Origin of the sequence: Sulfitobacter sp. 1A13421 (assembly GCF_043557285.1) — a bacterium.
Classification (GTDB): Bacteria; Pseudomonadota; Alphaproteobacteria; order Rhodobacterales; family Rhodobacteraceae; genus Sulfitobacter; species Sulfitobacter faviae.
Genome location: NZ_JBIFFQ010000014.1, coordinates 1 through 26,849 on the forward strand (window position 1 = coordinate 1; position 26,849 = coordinate 26,849).

Consider the following 26,849-nt stretch of genomic DNA (forward strand, 5'->3'; position numbering starts at 1 on the left):
CCACATCAGTGTAAGGGGGTCATTTTTGGACGCCGATCACCCCTCTACGGGGTCAAAATTGCATGCTTGTTCACACCCTTTTCCTCCAATTCGACAAACGAGCGCTGGGCAGTCCCTTTAGATATGCCCAGCGCACTAACGGCCTCATTCATTGAAAGCCGGACGTTGCCGTTGTTGCTGCCGTTGAAGCGGGTATGCAGTTCGAGCCATACCTTGACAGCGGCCCCCGAAAGGGACCGCCATGCTTCGGACTTCAATTGAGCATAGGGCAGGGTAATGTACTGCCCCTCGCTATCCCTGCGCTTGCCTTTCGCCATTAGCGATGCCCTCCGCGCAATTCGTTAAGCGTTCGTACCCAATGGCTAGGCAAACTGTGTTTGCGAGCCAAATGGCGCTCAAACGGGGTGGGCGGGATGTTGAACGGTGCCTCGTGATGCGGTTTCACTCTCACACCTCCCAATCCAATAGGCTTATCTCTGCTTCGCAGGTTAGAACGTACCTTGCGTGCATTCCGGGGTAGCTGCCTTCATGCGGCTCCATGATGGTCTCTATCGGGACGCCTAGTTCACGGAGGTCGAAAACGTATCCAGACCATCGGGGCGCTGGGCGTGTGATGGGAGTGACGCCTTTCGGGCCTGCCTCTGCTAGCTGTGTCACTGCCCAGCCTAAGCGGCCATTTAGATCAAGCGTGCGGGATTGTTCGCTCAAATGGAGCGTTGCTCGGATTTTCATTTCACTGAATCCTTTACGAGTTGGGGTTCAGCGCGGTATGGGTGAGTTGCTTAGACGACCCAGCGCCCGCGCCAGTTACGTTACTGCGTGGGCGTTGCCTTACCCGCTATTGTCAGCGCGAGGGCGTGATGCCAGCCACGCAGCCACGGTGCTTTCCGGCCATGCGACAGCGCGCTTTCCGACGCGGACCGGGCGGGGAAAGTCGCCTGTGGCCATCATCGAATACAGACTCGACCGGCTAAGACCGGTAGCGATTTGTACTGCTGGTCGTCTGAGGTAGGGTTCTGACATTTGCTTTCCTGTTGTCTGTTGCTGGTACAATCAGGAAAGCCGCGTTCTTCTGCGGTGTCTACTCCAAGGGGTATGACAAAAGTCCGTACGACAAGGCATTTACGTATGGTTGCAAATCCTCGTCGGTAATCTGCGAAATCGCTGCTTCCGCGGGGCTTTTAAGTGAAACAGTTTTCCAGCCCAGCGCATCGAAAACGCTCCTCAAGGCGGGGGTGTATTCGCCCGATAGTCCGTTTGGCCCTTCGCTATAAGTTGGCCGTTTCCCAGTAACCCGCGCATACAATTTGGCGAGCCTCAGCGCTACACCGTGTGCAGCTTCGTTTTTTGAACGCCCTAGGGCAGCTCCCGATGTATCAAGTTTTTTCTCAAGGTAATTTGTTTGCTGTTCCAAAGCCGCTAAAAGTTCAGGGAGTGAAATCAAGAGGCTAGGTATAATCCCTATGGCTCTAATGACTTTGGTATCTGTATCGTAAGTGGCGTTGCGAGGAGCGGCTCCAAGTTTGAATAGGTCCGCAGGGTCCAAGCTTGTTAAGCCATCAGCCAACTGGACTGCGCGTTTCGAAATCCTATTATAGTCATCGCGCAGCTTTCTAAGTTCACTTGCCTTCATCAGTTTCGAAGCGGCAACAATGTCATCCACTTCTCGCCCTTGGCCGAGAATGGTTTGCTGCATCGTACCTATGCGCTTGCCGTCTCGTACCATAGGGATGGCAACGTCCTGGTGAACAGTCTCGCCTACCCAGCGCGAGAGTGCAGAGTAAATTGCGTCTTTAGCTTTAGTTCGTTCAGCTTCTTTTCGCGCTTCGCGAGCGGCAGCATTGTAAATCTTTCCCGGCTGAGCCGACTCTGAAAGCACTTCGACAACTCTTTTAGGCGGGGTGGGGCCGTGCTCATCAGTCATGCCAGTTTAATAACCTCGCCGGATTGCTTAGTGCATTCTTGCGCCCAGCGTTCCATCAACGTCCTGCGCTTGTCAAAGAAATCCGACCGCGCATAAGCCGCCTCGGCCTTGTCCTTGACGGTATGCGCTAGCGCTGCCTCTGACACATCGCGAGGCGTATTGGTGCATTCCTGCGTCCATGTCTTAAAAGACGTACGGAACCCATGCACGTCCACGTCAAAACCGAGCGCCTTAGTTAGCTTCGACAGCGTCATGTCAGAGAGCGGTTTGCCGTACTTCGTGCCGGGGAAAACTAATCCCTCGCCGCTCCCTAGCTTTCGCGCTTCTGTCAGCACTTCGAGCGCGCGCGGCGAGAGGGGAACGCGATGTTCCTTCTTTGCCTTCATCCGATGCGCTGGGCGGGTCCATATGCCCGCCTGTAGATCAAACTCTGACCATTCAGCCAAGCGCACTTCGCCTGAACGAGACGCTGTTAAAATAACCAGTTCTAACGCCAGCTTGGTCGCAGTTCCCGCGTCTGACGCTTTGAGCGTGGTCAGAAAATCTGCCACTTGGTCATAGGGTAGGGATTTGCGGTGCGCTTGTGTCTTGTTCTGCTTGGGAAGGGCTTGCGCAATGGCGTCTGCTGGGTTGTCCTGCCGCCATCCGTTTGCCACAGCCCATTTCATCACCGTACCGATACGCTGCCGCACTCGGCGCGCTGTTTCAGGCTTTTCGAGCCAGATAGGTTGCAGCACAGCCAGCACGTCTGCCGTACTAACCTCTGATACCTTCAGTCTGCCGATGCGGGGGAAGGTATAGGTTTCGAGGGTCGATATGAATTGCGCGGCGTGTTTCTTGTTGCGCCAAGTCGGCTCGTGGATCTGATGAACCTTGCGCGAAGCTTCCTCGAACGTGAGCAGCGCCTCAGAGGCGCGTTTCGCTTGCAAGGGGTCTCCGCCCGCTCGCGCTAGCTTGCGGTTCTCCAGCGCCCGTTCTCGCGCCTCTGCTAAGCTAACAAGAGAGGCGCTACCCATCCCTATCTCAGTTCGCTTGCCGCGAATGATAATGCGCTGCACCCAGCGTTTTGCGCCTGACTTGTCTACCTTGAGAAACAGGCCATGGCCGTCTGTGTACTTGCCGGGGGTAGCGACCGACCGAACGAATGCAGCCGAAAGCGCCTTTTCCTTGCGCTTGGCCGGTTCGTCTGTTGCGTTTGCGTCCACCATTTCGTCCCCCATTTACATCTGGAATGTGGGGGGCGTAGCTGGAACATACAAGACCTAGAAGGGGGCCAAGTAGCTGAAAAATATATCATACTGGAATGGGTTAGAATGCACATAGGCGGACACCTCCTCCGCCACCATGCATTCCTATTTGATTTGAATGGGCCGCGTTCGGCGACCTGTTGCCGTGGTTGCAGAGAAATATAGCTGCCTATCGTTTCTCTTGTGTTTCTTTCGGATGCGTCTGAATCCTTCCATTGACTGGTACGGAATGTGGAATTTTGTGAATAGCCCTGCCTGTCTCTCAGACAAAGTTGTATTTGAGCGGCAAGCCGATGCGGCTTTTCTCTATCACTGAGTTACGCTTCTGAAGGTGACGACGGTAACCGATCTGCCTTGGAACGGTTTTCAAGAAGCCAATCACGGAACCGTAGCGCTGCAGGGGATGAAGTTTTCAAGCGCGGCAGGATAAGATGATAAGCATATGATGTTTTGAAATCTCGGCAGAAAGGACTAACCAACGCGCCACTTTCCAATTCCTCCTGCACTAGCCACGAGGCAAAAAGAGATACCCCCAAACCATTGATGGTCGAGCTGAGCTGAAAATGACGATCTTCAAGCATCATTTGCGGCTGGCTGTGGACCATCTTCATTCCGTTCAAGTCGAACCATTCTTCCCACATTCCGGTATCGTCTACATGCAATAGGGTGCAGCCTGTCACATCCTTTGGTTCGGTGATCGGATGTTTTGCAAGATACTCAGGGCTGCAGACCAATGCCATCTTTTCGGGCCAAAGAGGGTGGACTTCAAAGCCATTCCAGTCGCCCTTTCCCCATTGAATGCCGATGTCCGCAAAGCTCCCGGGCTCGGGCATATAGGCATAGTTATTGTTGTGGTTGTGCATGGATAGGCGCACGTCAGGATATTGTTCGATCAAGTCACCCAACTCTGACGACAACCAGCGGCTGGAAAACATCGGCAAGAGCGCGATACGGATCGCGCCCGCTCGTATCGATAACTGATCGAGCCCAGTTTGGATCATCTCAAGCCCCCGCCCAACATGCTGCGCCAGCTCGACGCCCTCGTCCGTGAGGGTCAGCCCTTGGCCGGTGCGGTGGAAGAGCCGGTAGCCAAGATCCGATTCCAATTTTTTAATGTGATAGCTCACTGAGCTTTGGCTGATGTTTAAGAGTTGCGCGGCGCGGGTGACATTCCGAGTTTCGGCGGTGAGGCTAAACACCTGTACAGAATTGATATTCCTGATCGGTTTCACGGTGCCAAACTCCTCCGAAGTCTACGCCCTCTCGAAATCTAACCATCTAAAAATTAGATATCCAAGCGGAATCTTTGAATTTGATTTGCGCCATGGGCCGTCGCTACGCTTCTCAAACCGCAGGAGGAGCGGGGAGGGGAATATATTATGGCGACACCTGTTTTGAGGGTCGAATCTCTGTGCAAGTCGTTTGGCGGCGTGCATGCGATCCGAGACCTGTCCTTTAATGTGAACGAGGCGCAGATCCTCGGTTTGATTGGACCGAACGGTTCCGGAAAATCGACCACTGTGAACAGTCTGGCGGGGTTGTTTCCGATTACTTCTGGCGCGATTAGCTTGGCCGGCGCCAAGATCGATAATCTGCCTGAATATGATCGTGTGGCGAAGGGCCTGTCGCGGACCTTTCAGACAGCCAGTACATTCACGGAATTCACGGTACGCGACCATATCGTGCTGGGCTGCAACGTTACGCGCACGTCGCATCCGCTGGCGTCTGTATTCGGCATGGGCCGGAAATCCAGCGAGGAAGAGGAACTGGCTGCGCGTGTCGACCGGATCCTCGAGAACACTGACCTCGCGCCGGTACAGGATCACCGCGTGGGCACCATTAGTTCGGCCCAACAAAGGTTTCTGATGATCGCAACAGCACTTGCTTCAAATCCCAAAGTGATTTTGCTGGATGAACCCGCCGCCGGGCTGGTCTCGCATGAGCGCAAGAGCTTAAGCGACCTGATCAAGAAGATCCGCGATTTAGGGACCTCTGTCCTGGTGATTGAACACCACATGGCGCTGATCATGGAGGTCTGCGATCGGATCGTTGTGCTCAACTTTGGCCAAAAGATCGCCGAAGGCACGCCTGAGGAAATCCGCAACAATCCAGTCGTCATTGACGCATATCTCGGCGAGGCGGCTTGACATGTTGAACGTATCCAACCTGCGCGTCAGCTATGGCGCGATCGAAGTCATCCACGGCATCGACTTGCAGGTCAATCAGGGCGAATGCGTCGCGCTGATTGGCGCGAATGGCGCGGGCAAGTCTTCTACGCTCAAGGCGATCTGCGGGCTGGTTCCGGCTACCGCAGGAACCATTGAGTTCGAGGGCCAAGATATCACCAACCAAAGCGGCCACTCCATCGTCAAAGCGGGGATCACCATGTGCCCCGAAGGGCGTCAGGTCTTTCCGCAAATGACAACGCTGCAGAACCTCAAGATGGGAGCCTATCCGCGTAAGGATGCAGAGCAGGCAGCGGATGTTGAAGAGATGATGGACATGTTTCCTATCCTGCGCGACCGCGCCAGCCAGGCGGCGGGCACGTTGTCGGGTGGGGAGCAGGAGATGTTGGCCATTGGCCGGGCGCTTATGGCGCGGCCCAAGCTCTGCATCTTTGATGAGCCATCGTTAGGGCTCGCCCCGAAAATCGTCGCGGAGGTGGGGGAGACCATCGCGAGAGTTAAAGAGATGGGGAAAACCATCCTGCTGGTCGAACAGAACTCGGCCATGGCGCTGCGGCTTGCCGACCGGGCCTATCTTTTCGAAGCCGGAGGGATCGTGCTGAGCGGTACGGGCGCGGAGCTGCAATCACATCCGGATGTCGCAAAGGCGTATCTGGGCCACTGATACCAACGTTTCTGGGAGGAGACAGAACATGAGACTGACAGCAATAACAGCTGCAATGGTCATGACGGCGGGTGCCGCATGGGCCGAGGAAAAGACGCTCGACATCGGGGTTAGCGATGCGCTGACCGGGGGCGGGGCCGTTTACGGACTGCCGCAGACCAATGCGGTGAAACTGGCCGCGAAAGAGATTAACGCCAGTGGCGGGATCAAGGTGGGCGAAGACACCTACATGCTCAACGTCATCGCCTATGACGACAAGGCCAACCCGACCGAGGCCTCCAACGCCGTACGCAAACTGATCGACCGAGATGGCGTTAAGTATATTCTTGGTTTCTGCTGCTCGGGCGCGACCGGGGCTGTGGCATCTTTCATCGAATATGAAGATGCGGTGATGCTCGTGGGCAACGCCGCTGAGCGGTCGATCACGACCCGCGAAATCCCGAACCTCACACGCACGCGTCCACCAGCAGATTATACTGGTGCGGCGGCTGGTACCTTTGTCGCCGAAAAGGGCCACAAGCGGGTTGCCGTCTTGGGCGCGCTGGATGTGGGGTTCTACGCCAGCTACGTCGACGCCTTTGAAAAGGAGTTGGAAAAAGCGGGCGGAGAGATCGTGAGCCGGGAGGCATTTGGTCTGAAAGACCGCGACATGTCTCCGCAGTTGACCAAAATCCGCGGCCAAGAGCCTGACGCGATCCTTGTCGTCGGCTATGTTGAGCCAGCAGCCTTTATCTACCGTCAGGCAGTCGAACTTGGCATCGACGTGCCGCGCTATGGTTTCACCTCCGGTAGCGAAGAGCAGTTTACCCGTGTGGCCACTTCGGAGCAGATGGAAGGCGTTTGGGACCTGCGCCCGACAGAGTTGACGCTGCTTTCGGCATCTGAAAACGGCAAGGCCTACCACGCCAACTATACCGAAGAGTACGGCATCGCGCCCTCACCAAGCTCACCTTATTCCTATGACCAAACCTATGCTTTGAAGGACGCCATCGAGGCGGCCGGGACCGTAGACGACACTGAGGCTGTGGCTGAGGCGCTGCGCGAGATTGCGGTGCCGGATGAGGTCGTCATGCAATACCTGCCTGTCGATGACAAAATGTTCGATGAAAACGGGCAGGCCTATACCTCCAATGGCGCTTTCCAGTGGCAGGGCGGCAATTGGGTCTTTGTGCAAGACCTGCCGTCTGACGCCGCCGCGTATTCAGCATTCCTGAGCACGTTGGACGACTGATCCCTCCCCGGGCGGGGCGCGGGCAGGTTTCCTGCGCCCCATTCTTCTATCTTCTTTAATTCGCAGGGTGCGGCATGGTTGAGGTACTTCAACAGATTATTAACGGCATCGCCATCGGGGGTGTCTATGTGCTGATCGCACTGGGGCTGACCACGGTTTTCGGAATCCTCGGCATCGCGCATTTTGCCCATGGATCGGTCTCTATGTTCGGGGGCTATCTTACGTTCTTTTTCGTCACCAGTTGGGGCATACCCTTGCTACTGGCGATCCTGATTGCGCTTTTGGTCGGGCTTGCCTTTGGCGTATTGATCGAACTTCTGGCCTATCGCCCGGTACGAGATGCCAATCACATCAACGCCTTTATCGTGGCGCTTGGACTGACCATGATGGTTGAGGGGATCAATCTCGAACTCTTTGGGCATGAGCAAGTCGTCATCCCGACCGACTTCTCCCGCGTCTTCAACATCGGCGGTGTCACCATTCCCGAGCTGCGGCTCTATGTGATCCTTGCCGCCGCGCTTTTGATCGCCGCGATGACGGTATTTGTCGAACGCACCAAAACGGGCCAAGCGATCCGCGCTGTGGCCGAGAACCGCGACGCGGCGATCCTTATGGGTGTTAACGTCAAGACGATCCCGCTGGTGGTCTTTGCAATCTCCACAGCGCTCGGTGTTTGCGCCGGGGTCATGGTCGGATCGCTTTTTGCGATTGCACCGGGCATCGGCGAAGGCTTGGTGGTTAAGGGCTTTGCCGTGCTCATCTTGGGCGGTCTGGGGTCGATCCCGGGCGCCGTTGTTGGGGGGCTCGTGCTCGGCATCACCGAGGCACTCGCCGCCGGTTTCATTTCATCCGCTTATAAGGACGTGATCGCATTCGTGGTAATGATCGGCGTTCTGTTGTTCCGGCCTCAGGGCCTGATGGGGAAAGCATAATGGCTCGTAATCGCACCTTCATCCTTTATGGGCTGGCACTGGTTGGCTTCGTATTGTTGCCGCAGCTCATCTCTGTGAAATACTATATCCACCTGAGCGTATTGGCCTTGATCTGGGTCATCGCAGCGCAAGGGCAGAACTTGATCCAAGGCTACACCGGCTATGTTTCCATCGTGCAGGCCGGCTTCATGGGGATTGGGGCTTATTCGACGGCGCTGATGGGCATGCACTTTGATCTGCCAGTCTGGCTGACGATCATCCTCGCGCCCTTCGTTACTGCCTTCTTCGCGCTGCTGACAGGCTACCCCAGCTTGCGGGTCAAAGGACACTACTTCGCCATCGTCACACTAGCGTTCAACATGGTGATTTTCATCGTCCTGATGAACTTCCACGAGCTTACCCAAGGCGAGGCAGGCATCACCGGCATCCCGAAGCCCGGTGGCAAGGACGCACTGTTCAATTGGCGCGATCGAGAAACGTATTATTACTTTGTATTGATCATCGCGACGCTGATGACGGGGCTTGCCGCACTGATCGTGCGGTCGCGTATCGGGCAAATCCTCGTAGCGATCCGCCAGAACGAAGACCTCGTCGGCGCGGTTGGTATCGCGGCTTGGAAATACAAGCTCTTTGCCTTCGTGACCTCCGCGATGTTCGCGGGCCTCGCCGGGGCGATCTATGCGCATTACCAGAGCTTCATCAATCCGGAGATCTTCGGTATTGCGCAGTCGCTTGATGCGATCCTCGCGGTCATCATCGGCGGATCGGGCACCATTGCCGGGCCAATCATCGGCGCGTTCTTCGTGGTCTTCCTGCCTGAATACCTGCGCTTTGCCGATAGTTTCCGGCTGATCCTCTATGGGCTGGTGCTGGTACTGGCGACGATCTTCATGCCGCGCGGCATTGCCGGTATCGCCCGCGACCTGATGGAAAAACGTCAGGGCCGGACATGAGCCAAGCTTTTCTGGATCAGGTCGCGCACTTCGCTAAGGGACGTGTTGCCGCGGAGGCGGCAGCATGGTCCATCGGCGCCGCGCCGGAGCCCGCGCTTTACTATGAGGCCGCCGCTTTGGGGCTTCTGGGTATTGAGGTGCCAGAGGAAATGGGAGGCAGGGGCTTCGGCTTTGCCACCCGCGCGGCAGCTTTGGAGGTGTTGGCCGGAGCAGATTTCGGTTTCGCGATGTCTCTGGTCAATACGCACAACATTGCCCTCAGGCTCTGTGAAGTAGGACAGGATGCCGCCGCACAATATCTGCCCGACCTGCTTTCTGGCCGGATGCACGCCTGCACCGCTTTGACCGAACCCGGCACCGGCAGCGATTTTGCTGCCATTCGCACCACCGCGCGGCAGGTTGCGGGCGGCTGGGAGCTCGATGGGGAAAAAGCATGGATTATCAACGGGCGGCAGGCGGGGCTTTCGATCATCTATGCGCAATGCGCAGAGGTGGGCGACAGCGATGGCATCGCAGCCTTCCTCGTTGATCTGAATGCGCCGGGTGTCACCCGTTATGCCATCGACAGTGCCTTTTCGCAGACGAGTCTAGGGACCGGCGGGTTTTACCTTTCGGGGGTTAAACTCCCACATGAAGCCATGCTCGCTGCACCCGGCACAGCTTTCAAAGCGATCCTGAAAGAGATCAATGCCGCGCGGACCTATGTTGCCGCAATGTGCAACGGCATGGTGCAAGCAGCACTGGATAGTGCTGCGGCCTATGGCGCTAAACGTTGCAGCTTCGGTAAGCCGCTGAATGCCATTCCACGCTGGCAGACAGAGTTCGAGGCCACGCAAGTCGCCTTGATGCAGGCCCGACGCGCTACGGAGCAGGCTGTCGACAAGGTGGCGCAAGGCGCGGATGCGCAACTTGCGGCTGCTGAGGCCAAGATCAGTTCGGTCTCCTGTGCGCAGACTCAACTGCCAAGACTTTTGCAACTGATGGGGGCCGAAGGCTTGCGCCCGGAGCACCCCTTTACCCGCCACATCGCCGCCGCACAGATGGCGGGCTTCACCGATGGGGCAACAAATATCCTCAAAGACAGGGTGGCGCGTTTGACCGCCCGGAAGGAGAGCTGAACAATGCGTGTATTCCAGATTGAAGGCGACTGGGGATTCGACAATCTCACACTGACAGAGTGCGATGAGCCAAGCTGCGGACCGGGACAGGTCATTGTCGAGATGCTGATGGCATCGCTCAACTCACGTGATCTGATCGTGCCCGAACGGGGCTATGGCCGAGCGACGGGTGAACTGCCCTTGATCCCGGTGTCCGACGGTGTGGGTGAAGTTGTCGAAGTAGGGCCGGGTGTGACCCGGGTTGCCGTCGGGGACCGTGTCTGCCCAACCTATTTCCAGAACTGGACCGCGGGTGCGCCAAGCCCTGAACGCTTTGCGTCAGCCTTGGGGGGGCCGCTGGACGGGGTTATGGCCGACCGCATCTGTCTATCTGCGGAAGGGGTGGTCAAGGTTCCTGACTATTTGACCGACGCAGAAGCGGCGACACTGCCCTGCGCCGCGCTCACGGCATGGAGCGCGGTCATCACCCACGGCCAAACCCGCGCCGGGGACAAATTGCTGGTCCAAGGCACCGGCAGTGTCGCGCTCTTCGCCTTGGCCTTTGCCAAGATGCACGGGGCGCATGTCACTGTGATTTCCTCTAGCGATGACAAACTCGCGAAAGTCAGGGAAATGGGCGCAGACACGACAATCAATTACCGCAGTGAAGAAGATTGGGCCCGCGCCAGTCGCCCTATTACCGCCGACCGCGGTGGCTATGACAACATTATCGAGTTAGGCGGCGCGAAAACATTGCCTCTGTCTCTGAGGGCCGTGCGGCCGGGCGGGACGTTGTCCATGATTGGGGTGCTTTCGGGGCTGAACATCGAAGCCTCGCTGGGTCCGATTGTCGCCCGCCAAGTCCGTCTCCAAGGCGTCACCGTGGGCCACCGCGACGGGTTTGAGGCGATGCTGCGTGCCATGGCTCAGCATGAGCTGCGGCCTGTTCTGGGCGAGACCTTCAAGTTCGATCAGCTGAAAGAGGCACTAACGCATCTACGCGCCGGCGGCCACTTTGGCAAAACCCTAATCGAGTTCTAACATGTCCGACATTGATACTTCTTGGCAGCCTCGCCACCATCCGGCGGACAAGGCAGCCTTCGTCATGGCCGCCACCGGCGAAAGTGTCAGCTTTGCTGCGCTCGAAGCCCGGGCAAATCAAGGCGCGCATCTGTTGCGCGCTATGGGAATCGAAACGGGTGCGCATATTGCCATTCTGATGGAGAACCGTCGCGAAATGCTGGAGGTCTGTTTCGCAGCAGATCGTGCCGGCGTGTATTACACGACCATCAGTACCCATCTGGGGCCGGAAGAGATCGCCTATATCCTCAACGATTGCGATGCTCAGCTGCTAATTACAAGCGATCGGTTTGCGGGAATAATCGCAAAGCTACAGACGGATTTTGGCAAAGCCTTCGCTGTGCGCGTCGTAGGCGGGGGGGCGGAGGGCCTGCCAAGTTGGGATCATGGCGTCGCGGAACAGCCAACCACGCCAATCCCAGACGAGGCACAAGGGCTTGATATGCTCTATTCCTCAGGAACGACTGGGCGGCCAAAAGGTATCAAATGGCCGTTGGAACCCGCGCCGCTTGGAACGCGCACGATGCTGGTCGATCTGCTAACCGATCTTTTCGGCTACGGGCCGGATACCCGATACCTGTCCACTGCGCCGCTTTACCATGCAGCCCCATTACGCCACTCAATGGTCACGATCAAATCGGGTGGTACTGCGGTTGTCATGGACCGCTTTGACGCCGAAGAGGCGCTAAGACTTATTGAAGAACATCGCATTACCCACAGCCAATGGGTGCCAACCATGTTCGTGCGCCTGTTGAAACTACCTCAGGAGGTACGTGAGAAATACGACCTTTCCTCCATGCAGATGGCTGTACATGCCGCGGCTCCCTGTCCGATTGAGGTCAAGCACGAGATGCTGGCGTGGTGGGGGGATATTATCCACGAGTATTATGCTGGTACGGAGAATAACGGTTTCACTGCGATAACAAGCCGTGAGTGGCGGGGGCATCCCGGTTCAGTGGGCCGGGCCAAACTGGGGGTCATCCATATCTGCGGCGAGACTGGAGAAGAGCTTCCAGTTGGACAAGAAGGAGAGATTTTTTTCGAGAATGGCCATCAGTTCGCTTATCATAAAGACCCAGAAAAGACCCGGCGTGCCACTAATGAAAAAGGCTGGACAACCCTCGGGGATATCGGTCGGGTCGACGCGGAAGGTTATCTTTACCTGACGGATCGCAAATCTTTCATGATCATTTCGGGCGGAGTGAACGTTTATCCGCAAGAGACTGAAGATACGCTGCTAAACCATCCGGCCGTGCTCGACGCAGCCGTTATCGGCATTCCACATGAGGATTTTGGTGAAGCCGTTCATGCTGTTGTGCAGTTGCTGCCAGATGTCGACGCTTCAGATGAACTGCGTGACGCCTTGTTTGAATTTTGCCGAACAAAGCTGTCTTCGATCAAATGCCCACGGAGTATCGAGTTCCGCAAGAGGTTGCCCCGGACAGAGACGGGGAAGCTGCACAAGAGGCTCCTAAGAGATGAGTATTTGGCGCAAAGGTAACTGATCAGACCAAAGGGTCGCATGGCGCTATATTGCGCCGGCTAGCGGATACAGAATGGCCTCCTTAGCGAGGATCACCGGAGGGAAGCGGGGTGAATTGCTTTATGAGACCATGTTTGAACGCCTGCATTCGGCATTGTGTGTTCTGACCCCGGTCAATTACGCGCGAACCCTGACTAATGCAGTCACTCGCTCGTCTGCGAAAAATGGAAACGCCGCGCGTTGGGCGATCGCTCAAGCTGCGCCATGTGATGTAAAGATTAATCTGGCTCTGGATCCGGCTGGAGGTAAGTTCAGGCGCAGGTCACGCCTCCAATAGAGCCCGAATTGGTTTGCGCATGTGCTGCCAACCATCAACTTAACCAATCGCCTGTTCTACGACCGCGCGCTCAAATCCACAGGCCAGAAAACACAACAGCCAGCCCACCTGCGCAAAGCGCGAGCGTTGGCAAGGGTCGTCGTGCGCCGATCAAACCGTATGAAAGCAGGGTCAGCCCCAATGCGACACGACCAGCCGCCAAGAGAGCCGCGAATGGGGCGTCCGAAAGGCTCAGCATATCCGGGTTCGCGATCATGCCCAGCGGGATGATGTAGAGTCCAATGCCAAGCGCCATCGCTGTCAGAGCGACCTTCAACCAATTCTCGCCAATCATCCCCGCGGCGATAAAAACAGCGCCGCAGACCGGGGGCGTGATTGTCGAGAGAAGCGCGAACCAAAAGACAAAGAGATGCGCTTGAAGCGGCGAAAGACCCAGTTCAATGAGCGCAGGCCCGGCGACGGAGACGCAGATCACATAGGCCGCCGTGGTGGGCACTTCCATGCCCAAAATGAGGCAAGCAAGCGCCGTGAGCAGCAGGGACGGCCAAAGAAGCCCCCCAGACCCCGCCAGAATAAGAGAGGTGATTTTCACGCCAAGCCCGGTGATCGACAGCACGCCGATGATGATTGAGGCGCAAAGGATGATGGAGGCGATCAGGGCAACCTGCCGTGCGGCATTGAGAACTGCACTTGCCATTCGCGTGGCGATCTGGCGCGGCTCGAAAGTGAGCTGCGCGTTGAAGAACAAGAGCAGCGCCGCTGCGAGGATCGCCATAGCCGCCGCATATTCCGGCGTGAACTGCGCGACGAACATCCCCCATAGCAGGACCGAGAAGGGGACGAGGAAGAAGAGCGATGTGACAACCACGTCGCGCAATGCAGGGCGATCCGCTTCTGCGATCCCCTTGAGGGCGAAGCGCTGCGCATAGGCGTTGATGCCAACCCAGACCGCCACGAAGTAAAGCACCGCCGGAAGCGCGGCGGCAGCCATGATGCCGGTGTAGGGCACGCCGGTCAGTTCGACCATCACGAAAGCGCCTGCGCCCATCAGGGGCGGCATGATCTGCCCGCCTGAGGAGGCCACGGCCTCGACCGCGGCGGCGAGGCGTTTGGGGTAGCCAAGCTTGGTCATCGCGGGCAGGGTGATCGCGCCGGTGGAAGCGACATTTGCGGAGGCCGAGCCGGAGATTGACCCAAAGAGCGCCGACGACAAAACAGACACTTTCGCCGCGCCGCCTTTCAGCCGCCCCGCGGCGGCGGCGGCGACATTCATGAAGCCTTGCCCCGCTTCGCCAGCGTTCAGAACTGCGCCGAAGATGACAAAGATCGCCACGACAGAAACGGAGACACCGGTGAGCGTTCCCCAGATTCCGCCCTCGGCGATGGTTAGTGTTCCGAAATAGCTTTCGATCGGCGTGCCGGAATGGCCGAACTCGCCGGGAATATGCTGCCCGAACAGGCCGTAGAGCAGGGCGAGTACCGCGACCAGTGGCAAGGGCCAACCGATCACGCGCCGCGCCGTTTCCAGCACTACCAAGAGGAGCGTAACCGCCACGGCATGCTGGAAGTTGCTTTCGATGAACCCGTATTGATCGCCAAGCGCATCGCTGTTGAATGCCACCCAAAGCGCTGCGGCGATGCCCAATGCGGCCAAGATGCTGCCAGTGATCCGCCGCAGCGGGGTCTGCGCGTCAAAGACCAAGGCGAAGGGCAGGATAAAGGCCATATGCAGCGGCCTGCTGATCAAGTTCGGCACCAGCCCCGAAAACACCAGCGCCAAGTGATAGCTGACCAGCGCGATGGCCAGCGCGATCCAGAAACTCGCCGCCAATCGGCTTTCGGGGAGATTTGTCATCTATGGAGTTCCGGCTTTGGCTGGGCAAGCGCGGCGCGGAAAACCCGCGCCGCGCGTCTTGTTACTGCGAGGTCTCTGTCGCGATCCCGGCTTCTTCGTAATAGCGCAGCGCGCCGGGGTGGAGTTCAGTGGTGATATTGGCCATCAACTCAGGCGTGACATTGCCCCACCAAGGCGAAGTATCGGCCATCTTGGCCTTGTTTTCCCAATAGGTCTTGGTCAGCTGATAAGCCGTTTCATCGTCCATCTCGGTTGTCGTGAAAGCGGCGACGGGCAGGGACGTTGTGGTCACATCCTGCTCCTGGCCCGCATAGGTGCCCGCCGGAATGACAATGCGGGTCCGTTTGGATTGGGTGATCTGCTCGTCCGACAACGGGACAACGGTAACGGGGGTGGAAGCGGCGGCTTCAACGACATTTGGCGCCGGGAATGAACCCGCAGTGACAAAGCCGTCAATCTGCCCGTTCTTCAAAGCGGCCACGGCGTTGCTCAATTCTGCATCCGCGATCTCGACACTGTCTGCCAGCCCGAACATATCCAGATACTTCGCACCTTCAGTCGCGCCGAAAGACCCTTTGCCCAGCAGGATGCTTTTGCCTTCCAAATCCGCAAGCGCGGTGGCGCCGCTGTCCTGAGACATCACGAAATGCATGGTCAGCGATGGGATCGGGAAAAGCGCGCGAATCTCATCGAAAGCCGGTGCGGTCTTGCCTTCAAACATAGCCTTGCCGTTCTGGGCCAGACCAACGAGCGAGGGCGGGGTGGTGAAGACATAGTCGGCCCCGCGCGCGCGGACTTCCATGACGTTCTGAACCGATCCTTGGCTCTCTTCCACGGTAACCGAGATGTCTCCGCCGCTGCCCGCTTTCATGGCTTCGGCAAGCTCCACGCCCATTTGATAGTAGGACGAGCCCGATTTGGCCGACTTATAGGTCACACGGGTCTCGGCGCTTGCGGCGCCCCCGACAAGCCCCAGGGCCAATGCCGCGCAAATAGTTTGTCTCAACGCATTCATGGTTTTTCCTCCTCCAAGCGCAAGGCCAACGTTCTCCCGGCGAAACAGGTGCGGGACTGCCTTTGGGTGACTTTGTGGCAGCACACTGCGGCATTGTCGAGAATGGGGTTTTGCTGTTCGGTGGCTCTTACGGACCAATACGGCGGGCCGCTTCGGTCTTGCGGGGGCGAAGATGGGAGAGGCGGCAGGTTCGCTGCGCCCCGCAACCAGTTCTGCGATGCGTGGATCGCAGGCCATAGAGATATCAACGCTTGAGTTGCGAAAAAGCGCAATTGTCTGCGCGCCTTCGCCAATGTTGAAGCCCGATCAAAGGTCCATACCCTTATCAATCGGACAAGGCGCAGTGCGTCAGCTATCGCCCTTCAAAGGGTCGTGGCCCCAATTCATCAGCGAATAGCGCCATTTCGAGTCTTTAACGTCATCCTTCGGCCCGCCTTGGGAGAGATGCCGTTTGATATAGCCGACGACGGTCGCCATGTGATCCCACTGATCGTCGGTCAGGTCGTCCTTGTTGGTGCGTTTGATCTTAACGATCCTGCGGCCGGATTTGTGCCCGGTGCTTTCACCGCTTCCGCTGTCGCCCACGGACTTGGAGGCCTCGGTCTCCAGCCAGTCCTCAAGCTCCGCCGGTGCCATGTTGACCAGATCGCGCCACTCGTCCCAGATTTCGTCCTTCGATTTCGATGAAGACATATTCTTTCCCAACCCATTACTGGGAAGAAACCGGCCTGCGCCCGCTTTGTTCCGATGGGCACAGCGGTCTGCCATGGTCAGTTGGACGCACAACGATCTGTCTGCCGTTGGCTTGTCAGTGTCCGAACGGCCCGCGCCTCGGGCGAGCCGGTGAAAGCTTAAGACGCTTGCGAATAGCGCATGCCCTCCGGCACCTCTCGGTCAAGCATCGATGCGATCATGCGGGTCAGGGCGCGACCTTCGGGCAGGATGTCGAGGCGCGTTCCGGACAAGCGCACGAATGGCGTGTAGCGGGTCGCGATGGCCTTCAACTCGGGCGCGAGATCGAAGGCCCGTGGGCCGAAGGTTTCTGCCAAGGCGTTCAGATCAAGAGTGAAGTCGCACATCAGACATTCGATCGCCCGCGCGTTCAGGCGGTCCGTATCGTCCAAGGCGTAGCCGCGCGTTCCGGGCAAGTCGCCGTCGGCGATACGCGCGGTGTAGGCCGCCGTCGCGGGGGCGTTCTGTACGTAGCCCCCCGGAAAACGCGAGATTGACGAGGCGCCGAGGCCGATCAGGGTTTGGCAATTGTCATCGGTGTAGCCTTGGAAATTCCGGCGCAGGCGGCGGTTGTTCTTTGCTTGGGTCAGCCCATCCTGCGGCGTGGCGAAATGATCAATGCCGATTGCCTCCATGCCCGAAGCGGCGAAGCGTGCCGCGGCCCTCTCAGCGAAGTGATAGCGTGCGACCGCGTCGGGCAGTGTCGCCTCGCGGATGAGTTTCTGCCGTTTCGCGACCCATGGCACATGCGCATAGCCGAAAAGCGCCACGCGATCCGGGGCAAGGGACAGGGTCTTGTCGATCGTATCCTCCAGCCGCGCCATGGTCTGATGAGGCAGGCCGTAAACCAAGTCAGTATTGAGCGAGGTGACCCCCTCGGCGCGCAACTGGTCGACACAGCGGCGCGTGACCTCGAAGGACTGGAGGCGCCCGATGGCCTGCTGCACCTCAGGGTCGAAATCCTGAATGCCGATAGAGGCCCGTGCGAGGCCCGCGGCGCGCAGGGCAGCGATTTTGGTGGGATCGATCTGGGTGGGGTCGATCTCGACGGAGAACTCGAAATCCTCGGTCGGGGTGAAGAGCTGATGAAGGGCGCGGTTCAGGCGGTCAATGAGGGCGGGCGGCAGGATGGTCGGTGTCCCGCCACCCCAATGCATCCGCCCCATCCGTATGCCTGCAGGCATCGCGGCGCGCAGAATCTCAAGCTCGGCCTCAAGAGCTTCGATATAGCGCTCGACAGGGCTGAGCGTCTTGGTGCCCTGCGTGTGGCAGGCGCAGAAATAGCACAGCCGCTCGCAAAAGGGGATGTGGACATAGACCGAGACCGGCACGCCTGGGTCCAACGTGCCGAGCGCTGAGCGCTGAAACGCGACGCCGACCGCGGGGGTGAAAGCCGCCGCGGTGGGATAGGAGGTGTAGCGCGGCACGCGCGCGTCGAAGAGGCCGAGAGCCTCGAGCATCTGTATCTGTTCCATGGCACCGGTTTAGGTGGCCGCCGTTCTGCGGTCTTTGCGCTGGATCAATTCGGACGCAAAAATTGCGCATTGCCGTCGGTTGGGTGATCGTCGGCGGCTTGGGCTTTGCTACGGTTTTTACGCTCTTTCTGACACCGATCTTCTACCGCTGGATCGCCGTCTTGGGTGCCGCCCCCGGCGGGGCAGCGCAGCGGTTGAAAGCAGAAGTGGAGGGGGCGGTATAGGCCGTCGCGGGATTCATGCACGCGGCGCCTGCGGTTTCCCGGAACTGCACGAAAGACGACAGGATGACGAGGGCAGCAGCGCGCTATTCTCGCAGCGCGCGCCACAGGCTGGAATAGCAAACGCCCCGGCAACCTATGCAAGCAGCGCATTTCTCCTGCCCTGTTCGATATCTACTCCGGGCGGGTCGGCTTCCCATTTTGGACTTGAGATTGGAGACATCATGCACACGGCCGTTCCAGAACCTCTTTCCGTTCCCCTCCCGCTTCTAAAGCAAACCCTGTGCGAACATTACCAAAGACTTAGCCCCGCCTCGCGCGAGCTCAGGTTCATGGGCCAGCTTAACGATGATGCCTTGCTGCGCGTGGTTCGGGGCTCCAACCCCGACCTGACGCTCGGCGTCGAATGCGATGATGCTTTGCGTGCGATACTGGAACTGCATTGCATCGACAGCACCCATGCGGAGATCGGGCTTTCGGTTGAAGACGCCTATCAAGGGCGCGGCTATGGCCGGAGGCTCTTCCATCGCGGACTGGCCGAAGCGCGCGCGCGGAATATTGAGACGGTGGATGTGAACTTCTTACGCAGCAATATCGCGATCAAAAAGCTCTGCATCGAAGAAGGGGGAGAGATACGTTGCCGCGGAGCCGAATGTGTCGCGCAGCTGTCGTTGAACTGACCGGAAAATTTGAGAGGGACATGTGGAATCTGCCTCTGGCTATCAGGTGAATGGCCCCCACTTAGGTTGCGGCGGCCAATTTTCACGTTTTAGCTTTTAGGTGATGGTGAACCCACGGCCCACGGGGTCGGTTTCATCGATCAACCATTTCACATAGCCGATAGCTTTGGCAGTGCCCGGATATCCTTGGACGCTGGGGCGCGGATTACCATGCTGTGCGGCATAAGGGCATCACGCTGACCATGGGGTTCCAAGGCACCTAAAACCGCCGTGCCGTCCAACGGGCGAGCGCTTCGACCGCGGTCCAAAGCAGCAGCGACAGCGCCGCGAGCACGATCAGGGCCGCAAACATGAGCGCGGTTTGGCCGCGGCCATTGGCCATCAGCATCAGATGCCCCAGCCCGCGGGAGGAGCCGACCCATTCGCCGATCAGCACCGCGAGGGGGCCATAGACCACCGCCAGACGCAGGCCCGAGATCAGGCCCGGCACGGCATGGGGCAGGCGCAGCAGCAGTGTTTCGCGCCAGCGGTTGGCCCCTGAGAGATGCGCCAGATCGCGCAGGCCCGGGGGCAGCGCCATCAGCCGGTCGAAGAGGGCCGAGGCGATGGGAAAATAGGTGACCAGCGCGATGGTCACGATCTTGGAGGGCATCCCGTAGCCGAGCCAAAGGGTGATGACCGGGGCGAGGGCGAAGACAGGCACGGCCTGAGCCACCACCAGCATCGGGCGCAGCAGCCAGCGCGCGCGGCGCGACAGGGTCAGCAACAGCGCCGTCTCGATGCCGAGGAAAATGCCTAAGCTTAGGCCCAGCGCAAGATTGCCCGCCGACCACAGCGCATTCTGCCAAAGCAGCGCGGCATTCCCGCCCAGCGCTTGTAAGACAAGCCAAGGCCCCGGCAGGATGAAACGCGGCACGCCGCTGAGGGTGACGACAAGCTGCCAAATCGCGACGGCGAGGGCGAAGCAGACCATGCCGCGCCATAATTTATGCAACGTAGATACCATCAGGCGACCTGCGCGGGTGAGGCCAGCCCCATGCGGCGCAGCAGATCGGCTTGGGCGGCGAGGGTCTCGGGGGCGTCGATCCGGCGTGGTGGCGGCGTTTTGGGCAGGGGGCAGGGGGCGGCCCCATGGCGGCTCACGATCCAAGCGTGATTGGCGAGTCTTAGGGCCTCAGCCGGGTCATGGGTGATCAACACGACGGTTCGCCCGCAAAGCAGCCGCGCCGCTAGATCCTGCATTTTAAGGCGGGTCACCACATCGAGGGCCGAGAACGGTTCGTCCAGCAAGACCACGGGGCGGTCTTCGTAAAGCGTGCGGGCAAGGGTGACGCGCTGGCGCTGGCCGGCGGAAAGCTGGGCAGGTTTGCGGCGCAGCTCCGCGCGAAGCCCGACCTCGGCCAAAAGCGGGGCGGCGCGGTCAGGGTCCGCCCGTTCTCCGCGCAGCCGGGCGGGGATGGTGACATTCTCAACCGCATTCGCCCAAGGCAGCAGTTGATCGTCCTGCGCCATCATCGCAACACGGGGGGCGATGGGACGGTCATCATCCGTAGCAATACGGCCTTCCAGCCGGGCCACATTGGGCAGACCCGCAAGCAGCCGCAGCAGCGAGGTTTTCCCCACACCCGAGGGACCGAGCAAGACGTTCCATTGCCCGGCCTTGAGGGTAAGATCGAAATGGTCGATCAAGAGGCCCGCAGCGCCGTGGAGCGCGCCCGATAGATGCACCGCAGGGGCGGTCATGTTGCTGCGGGCGACAGGGCCATGTCCCAAAAGCCAACCTCAAGCGCCGTGGCCGTGTTGAAACGCTCTTGCAAGGTCTTGGCTCGGGGCAGGGTTTGCCAGCTTGCGCCCAGACGCCGCTCTAGCCCCCCGTCGATCAGCGCGCCGACATCGCGGCACAGTGCTTGATACTCTTCACCCCCATAAACCGCGCACCAATCGGCATAGGGGCCGTCATTGCCCCGCAGGGCCAACCCAATCTCACCATAGCCCAGAACGCAGGGGGCGAGGGCGGCCATCAGGTCAAGGAAGTCCCCGGAATAGCCCGCCTCCAAAACATAGCGCGTATAGGCGAGGTTTCCGGGAGCCTCTGCCGTGGCCTCAAGCGTGGCGCGGTCGATGCCATGGCCTGCGCAGGTTTCCACGTGGAGGGGCATCTCCACATGCACGAGCGCATGGACCGTGGCACTCGCGGCGGCCATTTCATCCAGCGTTTCCGCCTTGGCCGCGGCAAGCGCCCAAGCGCGGGCGAAGTGAATCAGGAAAACATAGTCCTGCCGCAGGTAATGCAGATAGCTGGCCTGTGGCAGACTGCCGTCGCCCAACTGTTCGACAAAGTCATGGCGGGTATAGGCCCGCCAAGTCTCTCCGGCGCCACTGCGCCATGCTGCGAAGGCCTTGCCGTAATCGGGCGCCGTCATGGTTTCGCCTGCACTGTGACGTCGACCACCAGATCGGCGGCGGGGATCACGGTTTCCACCACGCCGCTTGCCTGCATGAAGGCCTCGAACCGGTCATAGCGCCCGTGGTCCACCGCGGCGGGGCGGGTGGCGAAACGGGGCCATGTGTCTTCCCATGCGCGGGTGTTCAGCTCGTTACGCAGCTCGGCGTCGGAGGCAAAGAAAACCTCTCCGCTGGCGGCCGGGTCGTTCACGATATCGGCGGCGGCCCGTTCGGTGGCACGCAGGAAGCGGGCGATCATGTCGCGGTCCATCTCTTCGGCATGGGCGACGTAGATCAGCTCATCATAAGCGGGGACGCCTTCGGCTTCGGGGTAAAAGCAACGGCCCTCATGGCCTTCGATCTGCATCTGGTTCAGCTCGAAATTGCGGAACGCGCCGATCACCCCGTCGACTTGTCCCGACATTAGCGCGGGCGAGATCGACCAGCCGATGTTGATTTGCTCGACCTCGGCAGGCTCCACGCCGTTGTGGCTCAGCATCGCATCCAGCAGCATCTCTTGCACGCCGGCCACGGCGAAACCCACCTTTCGGCCCTTCAGGTCCGTCATCTCCTGCACCGGCCCATCGGCGCGGACGACGAGGCAGGTGAGCGGGGTTTCGACCAGCGTGCCCACGCGGCGCAGGTCCAAGCCCTCGCGCTGGGCGAGATGCAGTTCCGGCTGGTAAGAGACCGCAAGATCGACCCGGCCCGCCGCCACCATGCGCGGCGGCTCATTCGGGTCAGCGGGGGAGACGAGTTCGACCTCCAGCCCCGCATCGGTGAAATAGCCCTTTTCCTGCGCCAGAATGATCGGCCCGTGATCGGGGTTCACGAACCAGTCGAGCATGACGGTCATCTTGTCTTGGGCCAAGGCCGGGGCCGCGATCAGCGTCAGGGCAAGGGGGGCGAGGATGTTTTTCACGAAGGGTCTCCAATATATCGTTTATGCGGGAAAAGGGTCAGGCGCCCGGGAGGGCGAGCAGGGCGATCTCGCCCGGCCAGCGGGGGCGGAGGGTGTTGGCCGCGTGATGCGAGCGTAGGCCGGTGCGGCAGGCAAGCACGATGCGGGGTGCATCGGCTGGCAACGGCAAGTCCGGCAGCGCCTCGGGCGGGACATGGCGCGCTTGGGGTGAGAAAGGCGTGGGCGCTTCGGCGCGCAGGTCGATGACCATATCGCGCGGGGCGACCTGGCTTTCGGCGATGAAACCCGCGGCGCGCGCAGGTTCGGGCGCGGTGTCGAAACGAAAGCCCGACATGCGCCATTGCGCGGCGTCCCAGATCAAGAGTTGCCCCAGCGGGGAGGGCGCGAGGCCCAGCAGGACCGAGAGCGCCATCTGCGCCTGTGCCGCGCCGATCATCCCCACCACGGGCCCCAAAACACCCGCCGTGTCACATGTCGCTGCGGTCTGCGGCAGGTCAGGAAAAACAGCGCGCAGCGAAGGGGCACCCCCGCAGAAACCGCCGACATAGCCCGACAGCCCAAGGGCCGAGGCTGAAATCAGCGGTTTACCCTGCGCGCGGGCTTCGTCCGACAGGGTCAGGCTGGCGGCGAAAGTGTCGGCGCAGTCGAGCGCGATATCGCAGTCCGCCAGCAGGGCGGGCGCATTGGCGGGGGTGAGCCATTCGGCACGCGGGGCAAGCGTCACCTCGGGGTTCAGCGCCGCCATCACCTCGGCGGCGGCACGGACCTTGGGCCTGCCGATATCGTCCATCCGGTAGAGCGGTTGGCGGTGCAGATTGCTCAAGGCCACCTGATCGCCGTCGACCAATGTGATCCGCCCGACACCGGCCCCGACGAGATATTGCAGCACAGGCACCGCCAGCGCTCCGGCACCGACGACCAGCACATGCGCCGCCGTGAGCCGCGCTTGCCCCTCGGCGCCGACTTGCGGCAGAACCGTCTGGCGGGCGTAGCGGCTCATGCCGTTACCTCAAGCCATTCACGCATCCGGGCTTCGGGGTCTGCGTTCAGCGTGATATCCGTGACCGCCGCCACCGTATCGGCCCCGGCGGCAAAGGCCCCCGGCGCACGGGCGACAGACATGCCGCCAATGGCGCAAAGCGGGATATCCCCGATCCGCGCCTTCCATTCCGTCAAACGGTCGAGGCCCTGTTCGGTCCATTTCATCTTTTTCAGAATGGTCGGATAGACGGGGCCGAGGGCGATGTAATCGGGGGCGAGGGCCAGCGCGCGGTCAAGCTCGGCATGGTCATGGGTCGACAGGCCCAGTTTCAGCCCGGCGGCGCGGATCGCGGGGATGTCGGCACTGTCCAAATCCTCTTGCCCCAGATGCAGCCAATCGGCCCCCAGTTCAATCGCCAGTTGCCAATGGTCATTCACCACCAGCAGCGCGCCGTACTGGCGGCAGAGGTTGAGCGCGGTGATGATCTCGGCGCGCAGCACCTCTTCGGGCGCGTCCTTGATGCGCAGTTGCACCAGATTCACGCCCAAGGGCACGGCCCGGGCGACCCATGCGGCACTATCGAAGACGGGGTAGAAACGCGGCAAGCTCATAGCCAAGCCTTTCCGATGACGGGGGTGGAGGGTACGGCCATGTCGCGCTGGCCCATGGGGCCGGAAGCGGCGGCAAGCGCGCCCGCGCGGCAGGCCAGCGCAAAGGCTTCGGCCATGGCGGCGGGGTCTTCTGCCTCGGCCACAGCGGTGTTCAAGAGCACCGCGTCGAACCCCATCTCCAACGCCTGCGCCGCATGGCTGGGCAGGCCGAGGCCCGCGTCAATCACCATGGCCACATCGGGAAAGGCCGCCCGCAGACTGCGCAGCCCATGCAGGTTGTTCAGCCCCAGCCCCGAGCCAATCGGCGCGCCCCAAGGCATCAGCACCCGGCAGCCGGCATCGATCAGCCGCGCGGCCAGCACTTGGTCCTCGGTGGTATAGGGGAAAACCTCGAACCCATCGGCGCAGAGCGCCTCGGCAGCCTCGACCAGCCCGAAGGGGTCAGGTTGCAGCGTGTCGGCATGGCCGATGACCTCGAGCTTGATCCAATTGGTGCCGAAATACTCCCGCGCCATCTGCGCCGTGGTGATCGCCTCGCGCGCCGAATGGCAGCCGGCGGTGTTGGGCAGCAGGTGCACGCCCAAGCCGCGCACCATGTCCCAAAACGCCTGTCCCGCGCCTTGTTCGCGGCGCAGCGAAACCGTGGCGACCGGCGCGGCGCTTTGGCGAAAGGCGGCCTCCATCACTGCGGGCGAGGGGTAGCGCGCGGTGCCCAGCATCAGCGGCAGGGGCAGGGTGGTGCCGTAGAAATCGCGCATCGTTCAGCCCCCCTGCATGGCGCTGAGCACTTCGAGCCGGTCGCCGTCGCTCAGCATGGTCTCGCCCCGCGCGCCTGCGGGGACGAAGCTGCCGTTGAGCGCCGTGGCGACTTTTGCCTCGCCCCAGCCCAGCTCTGCCAGTGCCGCGTCAAGCTGCGCGGCGGTGACCTCACGCGTCTCGCCGTTCACTTCAATCTTCACGGAATAAATCCCCCGTTGTCGCTGTTGCCAGAAAGCCCGCGGCCTGTTCGGCCAAGGCGGGCGCCATGAGAAAGCCGTGCCGGAACAATCCGTTCAGATGCAGCACCGCCCCGCGCTGCACGATGCCGGGCAGGTTGTCGGCGAAAGCCGGGCGCAGGTCGGCGCCCATCTCGATGATCTCGCCCTCGGCAAAGCGCGGGTCGAGCGCATAGGCGGCTGAGAGCAGTTCCAGCGCCGAGCGGGCGGTCATGCCGCTGCGGCTGGCGCTTTCGATCTGGGTAGCGCCCAGCATGTAGACCCCGTCCCCGCGCGGCACCACGTAAAGCGGGTGGCGCGGGTGCAGCAGGCGGATCGGGCGGGTGAGGGTGACATCAGGGGCGCGGAGCAGGATCATCTCACCGCGGACCGCACGCAGACCGGGCAGAGCGTCGCTGGCCACCATGCCGCGGCAGTCGATCACCGGGCCTGTGCCCTCCGAAGGGGTGAGGGCCGTGGTCTCAACCGTCACGCCCTCGGCGGCCAGCGCATGGGTCAGGTCTTGCAGCGCTTTGCGCGGGTTCAGATGCGCTTCCTCGGCAAAGAACAACCCGCGGCGATGGCGCCCGGCGAGGTCCGGCTCACAGGCCGCGATGGCTTCGGCGTCGCAGTCGCTGTGGCTTTCGGTGCGGGCGGCGAAACGCTGCAATTCCGCGCGGTCCCGCTCGGGGGCGAGGACCAGCGTGCCCCGATGGGTGACTTCCGTGATCTCCCCCCATAGCGCCGCGGCACGCCGCCCATGGGTTACCACCGCAGGCTCGCTTAGCGCCCCTTCGCAAAAGGGGGCGAGCATGCCGCCCGCCCACCACGAACAGCCGTGCGGGCCGGGCGGGCCTTTGCGGTCAACGAGCCTTGGCCGCAGCCCCTGCGCCAGACAGGCCCGCGCGGCCCAGAGCCCTGCCACGCCCGCGCCGATGATGGTGACATCACTCATGGGGCCAAACGCCGTGAAAATGATGGACCGGCCCGTGGCCATGGCCGATGTTGAGGGCGTCCGCCGCGGCAATGGCGCGTTGCAGATAGCTATGGGCGGCCTCCATCGCCTGCGGCAGAGGCAAGCCCCGCGCCAGACCGGCGGCAATGGCGGCAGAGAGCGTGCAGCCGGTGCCATGGGTGTTCGCCGTCTGCTGGCGGGGCGCGGAAAGGCGCAGGGTGTCGACCTCGGAAATCAGCAGATCGACACAGGTCTCGCCCTTGCCATGGCCGCCCTTCATCAGCACCGCGCGCGGACCGAGCGACAGCAGCGCGCGGCCCTGCGCGAGCATCGTGGCCTCGTCGGTGGCTTCTTCTGTGTCCAGCAGCCGTGCGGCCTCGGGCAGGTTCGGCGTCAGCACATGGGCGCGGGGCAGCATCCGGTCGCGCAGGGTTTTGACCGCTTCGGCAGAGAGGAGCGCATCGCCGGATTTCGCCACCATCACCGGGTCGAGCACAACGGGCGCGGGGCAGTCTGCCAACCCCTCGGCCACGGCGGAGATCGTCGCCGGGTCGCCCAACATGCCAATCTTGACCGCGCCGATGGCCAGATCGTCAAAGACCGCCGCCATCTGCGCGCGGATCATCGCAGGCGCGATCATGGCGACCGCGGTGACGGCGCGGGTGTTCTGGGCGGTTACGGCGGTGAGCACGCTGGCCCCATAGACGCCAAGCGCGCTAAAGGTCTTGAGATCGGCCTGAATCCCCGCCCCACCGCCGCTGTCGGAGCCCGCAATCGTCAGTGCTTGAAACGCCATTCGGCCCCCCATTCGTTAGATGGGCCGAGGGCATGGAGATACGGGGTAAACG

The 26,849-nt window shown here is 60.7% G+C and carries 30 protein-coding genes; 10 read left to right on the top strand and 20 right to left on the bottom strand.

Annotation, left to right across the window (positions count from 1 at the left end):
* Positions 1-44: 44 nt before the first annotated feature.
* The 6 genes from ACGYLI_RS17160 to ACGYLI_RS17185 all read right to left on the bottom strand — a co-directional run bounded on the left by ACGYLI_RS17160 (position 45) and on the right by ACGYLI_RS17185 (position 4,403).
* Positions 45-317 (bottom strand): hypothetical protein, encoded by a 273-nt coding sequence (locus ACGYLI_RS17160; protein WP_394420058.1) that lies wholly within the window; start codon positions 315-317, stop codon positions 45-47.
* Between the two features lie 130 nt (positions 318-447).
* Complete coding sequence (locus tag ACGYLI_RS17165) at positions 448-732, bottom strand: hypothetical protein (protein WP_394420059.1); 285 nt, start codon at positions 730-732, stop codon at positions 448-450.
* Between the two features lie 99 nt (positions 733-831).
* On the bottom strand, positions 832-1,023 hold the full coding sequence (locus ACGYLI_RS17170; protein WP_394420060.1) for a helix-turn-helix transcriptional regulator: 192 nt from the start codon (positions 1,021-1,023) through the stop codon (positions 832-834).
* Positions 1,024-1,081: 58 nt separating this feature from the next.
* Positions 1,082-1,924 carry a hypothetical protein gene (locus tag ACGYLI_RS17175; RefSeq protein WP_394420061.1) on the bottom strand — a complete coding sequence of 281 codons (843 nt, stop codon included), beginning with the start codon at positions 1,922-1,924 and terminating at the stop codon, positions 1,082-1,084.
* Entirely contained in the window at positions 1,921-3,132 is a 1,212-nt protein-coding gene (locus tag ACGYLI_RS17180; protein WP_394420062.1) for a tyrosine-type recombinase/integrase, read from the bottom strand. The genes ACGYLI_RS17175 and ACGYLI_RS17180 overlap by 4 nt, the downstream gene beginning before the upstream one ends.
* Positions 3,133-3,488: 356 nt before the next feature.
* Complete coding sequence (locus ACGYLI_RS17185) at positions 3,489-4,403, bottom strand: LysR family transcriptional regulator (RefSeq protein WP_394420063.1); 915 nt, start codon at positions 4,401-4,403, stop codon at positions 3,489-3,491.
* A gap of 147 nt (positions 4,404-4,550) precedes the next feature.
* Between ACGYLI_RS17185 and ACGYLI_RS17190 the strand changes: the two genes are divergently transcribed.
* The 8 genes from ACGYLI_RS17190 (at position 4,551) to ACGYLI_RS17225 (ending at position 12,815) form a co-directional block, all read left to right on the top strand.
* Positions 4,551-5,318 carry an ABC transporter ATP-binding protein gene (locus ACGYLI_RS17190; protein ID WP_394420064.1) on the top strand — a complete coding sequence of 256 codons (768 nt, stop codon included), beginning with the start codon at positions 4,551-4,553 and terminating at the stop codon, positions 5,316-5,318.
* A 1-nt stretch (position 5,319) separates the two neighbouring features.
* Positions 5,320-6,021: an ABC transporter ATP-binding protein gene (locus ACGYLI_RS17195; protein ID WP_394420065.1), complete on the top strand. Its 702-nt coding sequence runs from the start codon at positions 5,320-5,322 to the stop codon at positions 6,019-6,021.
* A gap of 28 nt (positions 6,022-6,049) precedes the next feature.
* The gene (locus ACGYLI_RS17200) at positions 6,050-7,252 is read left to right on the top strand and encodes an ABC transporter substrate-binding protein (protein ID WP_168613131.1); all 1,203 of its coding nucleotides are present in this window, start codon (positions 6,050-6,052) and stop codon (positions 7,250-7,252) included.
* 74 nt (positions 7,253-7,326) lie between these two features.
* Entirely contained in the window at positions 7,327-8,184 is an 858-nt protein-coding gene (locus tag ACGYLI_RS17205) for a branched-chain amino acid ABC transporter permease (RefSeq protein WP_394420066.1), read from the top strand.
* Positions 8,184-9,137, top strand: coding sequence for a branched-chain amino acid ABC transporter permease (locus ACGYLI_RS17210; RefSeq protein ID WP_394408642.1), 954 nt, complete (start codon positions 8,184-8,186; stop codon positions 9,135-9,137). Before ACGYLI_RS17205 ends, ACGYLI_RS17210 begins: the two co-directional genes overlap by 1 nt.
* Positions 9,134-10,255, top strand: a complete 1,122-nt coding sequence (locus ACGYLI_RS17215; RefSeq protein ID WP_394420067.1) for an acyl-CoA dehydrogenase family protein — start codon at positions 9,134-9,136, stop codon at positions 10,253-10,255. Before ACGYLI_RS17210 ends, ACGYLI_RS17215 begins: the two co-directional genes overlap by 4 nt.
* Positions 10,256-10,258: 3 nt before the next feature.
* A complete protein-coding gene (locus tag ACGYLI_RS17220; RefSeq protein ID WP_394420068.1) occupies positions 10,259-11,275 on the top strand; it encodes an NAD(P)-dependent alcohol dehydrogenase in 1,017 nt (338 codons plus the stop codon).
* 1 nt (position 11,276) lies between these two features.
* Entirely contained in the window at positions 11,277-12,815 is a 1,539-nt protein-coding gene (locus tag ACGYLI_RS17225; protein ID WP_394420069.1) for an acyl-CoA synthetase, read from the top strand.
* Between the two features lie 389 nt (positions 12,816-13,204).
* Here ACGYLI_RS17225 and ACGYLI_RS17230 read toward each other — a convergent pair whose 3' ends face one another.
* The 4 genes from ACGYLI_RS17230 to hemN all read right to left on the bottom strand — a co-directional run bounded on the left by ACGYLI_RS17230 (position 13,205) and on the right by hemN (position 18,211).
* Positions 13,205-14,989, bottom strand: coding sequence for a TRAP transporter permease (locus ACGYLI_RS17230; protein WP_394420070.1), 1,785 nt, complete (start codon positions 14,987-14,989; stop codon positions 13,205-13,207).
* A 61-nt stretch (positions 14,990-15,050) separates the two neighbouring features.
* Entirely contained in the window at positions 15,051-16,004 is a 954-nt protein-coding gene (locus ACGYLI_RS17235) for a TAXI family TRAP transporter solute-binding subunit (RefSeq protein WP_394420071.1), read from the bottom strand.
* Positions 16,005-16,352: 348 nt separating this feature from the next.
* On the bottom strand, positions 16,353-16,697 hold the full coding sequence (locus tag ACGYLI_RS17240) for a DUF3140 domain-containing protein (protein ID WP_394420072.1): 345 nt from the start codon (positions 16,695-16,697) through the stop codon (positions 16,353-16,355).
* Between the two features lie 158 nt (positions 16,698-16,855).
* A complete protein-coding gene (hemN, locus tag ACGYLI_RS17245) occupies positions 16,856-18,211 on the bottom strand; it encodes an oxygen-independent coproporphyrinogen III oxidase (protein WP_394420073.1) in 1,356 nt (451 codons plus the stop codon).
* Positions 18,212-18,273: 62 nt separating this feature from the next.
* Between hemN and ACGYLI_RS17250 the strand changes: the two genes are divergently transcribed.
* Positions 18,274-18,435 (top strand): hypothetical protein, encoded by a 162-nt coding sequence (locus tag ACGYLI_RS17250; RefSeq protein ID WP_394420074.1) that lies wholly within the window; start codon positions 18,274-18,276, stop codon positions 18,433-18,435.
* A gap of 329 nt (positions 18,436-18,764) precedes the next feature.
* Positions 18,765-19,112: a GNAT family N-acetyltransferase gene (locus ACGYLI_RS17255; RefSeq protein ID WP_209218687.1), complete on the top strand. Its 348-nt coding sequence runs from the start codon at positions 18,765-18,767 to the stop codon at positions 19,110-19,112.
* 259 nt (positions 19,113-19,371) lie between these two features.
* Here ACGYLI_RS17255 and ACGYLI_RS17260 read toward each other — a convergent pair whose 3' ends face one another.
* From ACGYLI_RS17260 to thiD, 10 genes are read right to left on the bottom strand one after another with little or no spacing between them, the layout of a single operon-like run.
* Positions 19,372-20,118, bottom strand: coding sequence for an ABC transporter permease (locus ACGYLI_RS17260; RefSeq protein ID WP_394420075.1), 747 nt, complete (start codon positions 20,116-20,118; stop codon positions 19,372-19,374).
* A complete protein-coding gene (locus ACGYLI_RS17265; protein ID WP_394420076.1) occupies positions 20,118-20,855 on the bottom strand; it encodes an ABC transporter ATP-binding protein in 738 nt (245 codons plus the stop codon). Before ACGYLI_RS17265 ends, ACGYLI_RS17260 begins: the two co-directional genes overlap by 1 nt.
* Positions 20,852-21,535 (bottom strand): TenA family protein, encoded by a 684-nt coding sequence (locus tag ACGYLI_RS17270; protein ID WP_394420077.1) that lies wholly within the window; start codon positions 21,533-21,535, stop codon positions 20,852-20,854. Before ACGYLI_RS17270 ends, ACGYLI_RS17265 begins: the two co-directional genes overlap by 4 nt.
* Positions 21,532-22,479 carry an ABC transporter substrate-binding protein gene (locus ACGYLI_RS17275; RefSeq protein WP_394420078.1) on the bottom strand — a complete coding sequence of 316 codons (948 nt, stop codon included), beginning with the start codon at positions 22,477-22,479 and terminating at the stop codon, positions 21,532-21,534. Before ACGYLI_RS17275 ends, ACGYLI_RS17270 begins: the two co-directional genes overlap by 4 nt.
* A 37-nt stretch (positions 22,480-22,516) precedes the next feature.
* Positions 22,517-23,479 (bottom strand): ThiF family adenylyltransferase, encoded by a 963-nt coding sequence (locus ACGYLI_RS17280; protein ID WP_394420079.1) that lies wholly within the window; start codon positions 23,477-23,479, stop codon positions 22,517-22,519.
* Positions 23,476-24,072, bottom strand: a complete 597-nt coding sequence (locus ACGYLI_RS17285; RefSeq protein ID WP_394420080.1) for a thiamine phosphate synthase — start codon at positions 24,070-24,072, stop codon at positions 23,476-23,478. Before ACGYLI_RS17285 ends, ACGYLI_RS17280 begins: the two co-directional genes overlap by 4 nt.
* A complete protein-coding gene (locus ACGYLI_RS17290) occupies positions 24,069-24,830 on the bottom strand; it encodes a thiazole synthase (protein WP_394408597.1) in 762 nt (253 codons plus the stop codon). Before ACGYLI_RS17290 ends, ACGYLI_RS17285 begins: the two co-directional genes overlap by 4 nt.
* 3 nt (positions 24,831-24,833) lie before the next feature.
* A complete protein-coding gene (gene thiS, locus ACGYLI_RS17295; protein ID WP_067260908.1) occupies positions 24,834-25,031 on the bottom strand; it encodes a sulfur carrier protein ThiS in 198 nt (65 codons plus the stop codon).
* On the bottom strand, positions 25,021-26,001 hold the full coding sequence (locus ACGYLI_RS17300) for an FAD-dependent oxidoreductase (RefSeq protein WP_394420081.1): 981 nt from the start codon (positions 25,999-26,001) through the stop codon (positions 25,021-25,023). The genes thiS and ACGYLI_RS17300 overlap by 11 nt, the downstream gene beginning before the upstream one ends.
* Positions 25,994-26,797 carry a bifunctional hydroxymethylpyrimidine kinase/phosphomethylpyrimidine kinase gene (gene thiD, locus ACGYLI_RS17305; RefSeq protein WP_394420082.1) on the bottom strand — a complete coding sequence of 268 codons (804 nt, stop codon included), beginning with the start codon at positions 26,795-26,797 and terminating at the stop codon, positions 25,994-25,996. Before thiD ends, ACGYLI_RS17300 begins: the two co-directional genes overlap by 8 nt.
* Positions 26,798-26,849: the final 52 nt, after the last annotated feature.

What these genes read in the sequence shown, in the direction of transcription:
- ACGYLI_RS17160 (WP_394420058.1), bottom strand. Translation starts at nt 317, where the DNA reads ATGGCGAAAGGCAAGCGCAGGGATAGCGAGGGGCAGTACATTACCCTG.
- ACGYLI_RS17165 (WP_394420059.1), bottom strand. Translation starts at nt 732, where the DNA reads ATGAAAATCCGAGCAACGCTCCATTTGAGCGAACAATCCCGCACGCTT.
- ACGYLI_RS17170 (WP_394420060.1), bottom strand. Translation starts at nt 1,023, where the DNA reads ATGTCAGAACCCTACCTCAGACGACCAGCAGTACAAATCGCTACCGGT.
- ACGYLI_RS17175 (WP_394420061.1), bottom strand. Translation starts at nt 1,924, where the DNA reads ATGACTGATGAGCACGGCCCCACCCCGCCTAAAAGAGTTGTCGAAGTG.
- ACGYLI_RS17180 (WP_394420062.1), bottom strand. Translation starts at nt 3,132, where the DNA reads ATGGTGGACGCAAACGCAACAGACGAACCGGCCAAGCGCAAGGAAAAG.
- ACGYLI_RS17190 (WP_394420064.1), top strand. Translation starts at nt 4,551, where the DNA reads ATGGCGACACCTGTTTTGAGGGTCGAATCTCTGTGCAAGTCGTTTGGC.
- ACGYLI_RS17195 (WP_394420065.1), top strand. Translation starts at nt 5,320, where the DNA reads ATGTTGAACGTATCCAACCTGCGCGTCAGCTATGGCGCGATCGAAGTC.
- ACGYLI_RS17200 (WP_168613131.1), top strand. Translation starts at nt 6,050, where the DNA reads ATGAGACTGACAGCAATAACAGCTGCAATGGTCATGACGGCGGGTGCC.
- ACGYLI_RS17205 (WP_394420066.1), top strand. Translation starts at nt 7,327, where the DNA reads ATGGTTGAGGTACTTCAACAGATTATTAACGGCATCGCCATCGGGGGT.
- ACGYLI_RS17210 (WP_394408642.1), top strand. Translation starts at nt 8,184, where the DNA reads ATGGCTCGTAATCGCACCTTCATCCTTTATGGGCTGGCACTGGTTGGC.
- ACGYLI_RS17215 (WP_394420067.1), top strand. Translation starts at nt 9,134, where the DNA reads ATGAGCCAAGCTTTTCTGGATCAGGTCGCGCACTTCGCTAAGGGACGT.
- ACGYLI_RS17220 (WP_394420068.1), top strand. Translation starts at nt 10,259, where the DNA reads ATGCGTGTATTCCAGATTGAAGGCGACTGGGGATTCGACAATCTCACA.
- ACGYLI_RS17225 (WP_394420069.1), top strand. Translation starts at nt 11,277, where the DNA reads ATGTCCGACATTGATACTTCTTGGCAGCCTCGCCACCATCCGGCGGAC.
- ACGYLI_RS17230 (WP_394420070.1), bottom strand. Translation starts at nt 14,989, where the DNA reads ATGACAAATCTCCCCGAAAGCCGATTGGCGGCGAGTTTCTGGATCGCG.
- ACGYLI_RS17235 (WP_394420071.1), bottom strand. Translation starts at nt 16,004, where the DNA reads ATGAATGCGTTGAGACAAACTATTTGCGCGGCATTGGCCCTGGGGCTT.
- ACGYLI_RS17240 (WP_394420072.1), bottom strand. Translation starts at nt 16,697, where the DNA reads ATGTCTTCATCGAAATCGAAGGACGAAATCTGGGACGAGTGGCGCGAT.
- hemN (WP_394420073.1), bottom strand. Translation starts at nt 18,211, where the DNA reads ATGGAACAGATACAGATGCTCGAGGCTCTCGGCCTCTTCGACGCGCGC.
- ACGYLI_RS17255 (WP_209218687.1), top strand. Translation starts at nt 18,765, where the DNA reads ATGGGCCAGCTTAACGATGATGCCTTGCTGCGCGTGGTTCGGGGCTCC.
- ACGYLI_RS17260 (WP_394420075.1), bottom strand. Translation starts at nt 20,118, where the DNA reads ATGGTATCTACGTTGCATAAATTATGGCGCGGCATGGTCTGCTTCGCC.
- ACGYLI_RS17265 (WP_394420076.1), bottom strand. Translation starts at nt 20,855, where the DNA reads ATGACCGCCCCTGCGGTGCATCTATCGGGCGCGCTCCACGGCGCTGCG.
- ACGYLI_RS17270 (WP_394420077.1), bottom strand. Translation starts at nt 21,535, where the DNA reads ATGACGGCGCCCGATTACGGCAAGGCCTTCGCAGCATGGCGCAGTGGC.
- ACGYLI_RS17280 (WP_394420079.1), bottom strand. Translation starts at nt 23,479, where the DNA reads ATGAGCCGCTACGCCCGCCAGACGGTTCTGCCGCAAGTCGGCGCCGAG.
- ACGYLI_RS17285 (WP_394420080.1), bottom strand. Translation starts at nt 24,072, where the DNA reads ATGAGCTTGCCGCGTTTCTACCCCGTCTTCGATAGTGCCGCATGGGTC.
- ACGYLI_RS17290 (WP_394408597.1), bottom strand. Translation starts at nt 24,830, where the DNA reads ATGCGCGATTTCTACGGCACCACCCTGCCCCTGCCGCTGATGCTGGGC.
- ACGYLI_RS17300 (WP_394420081.1), bottom strand. Translation starts at nt 26,001, where the DNA reads ATGAGTGATGTCACCATCATCGGCGCGGGCGTGGCAGGGCTCTGGGCC.
- thiD (WP_394420082.1), bottom strand. Translation starts at nt 26,797, where the DNA reads ATGGCGTTTCAAGCACTGACGATTGCGGGCTCCGACAGCGGCGGTGGG.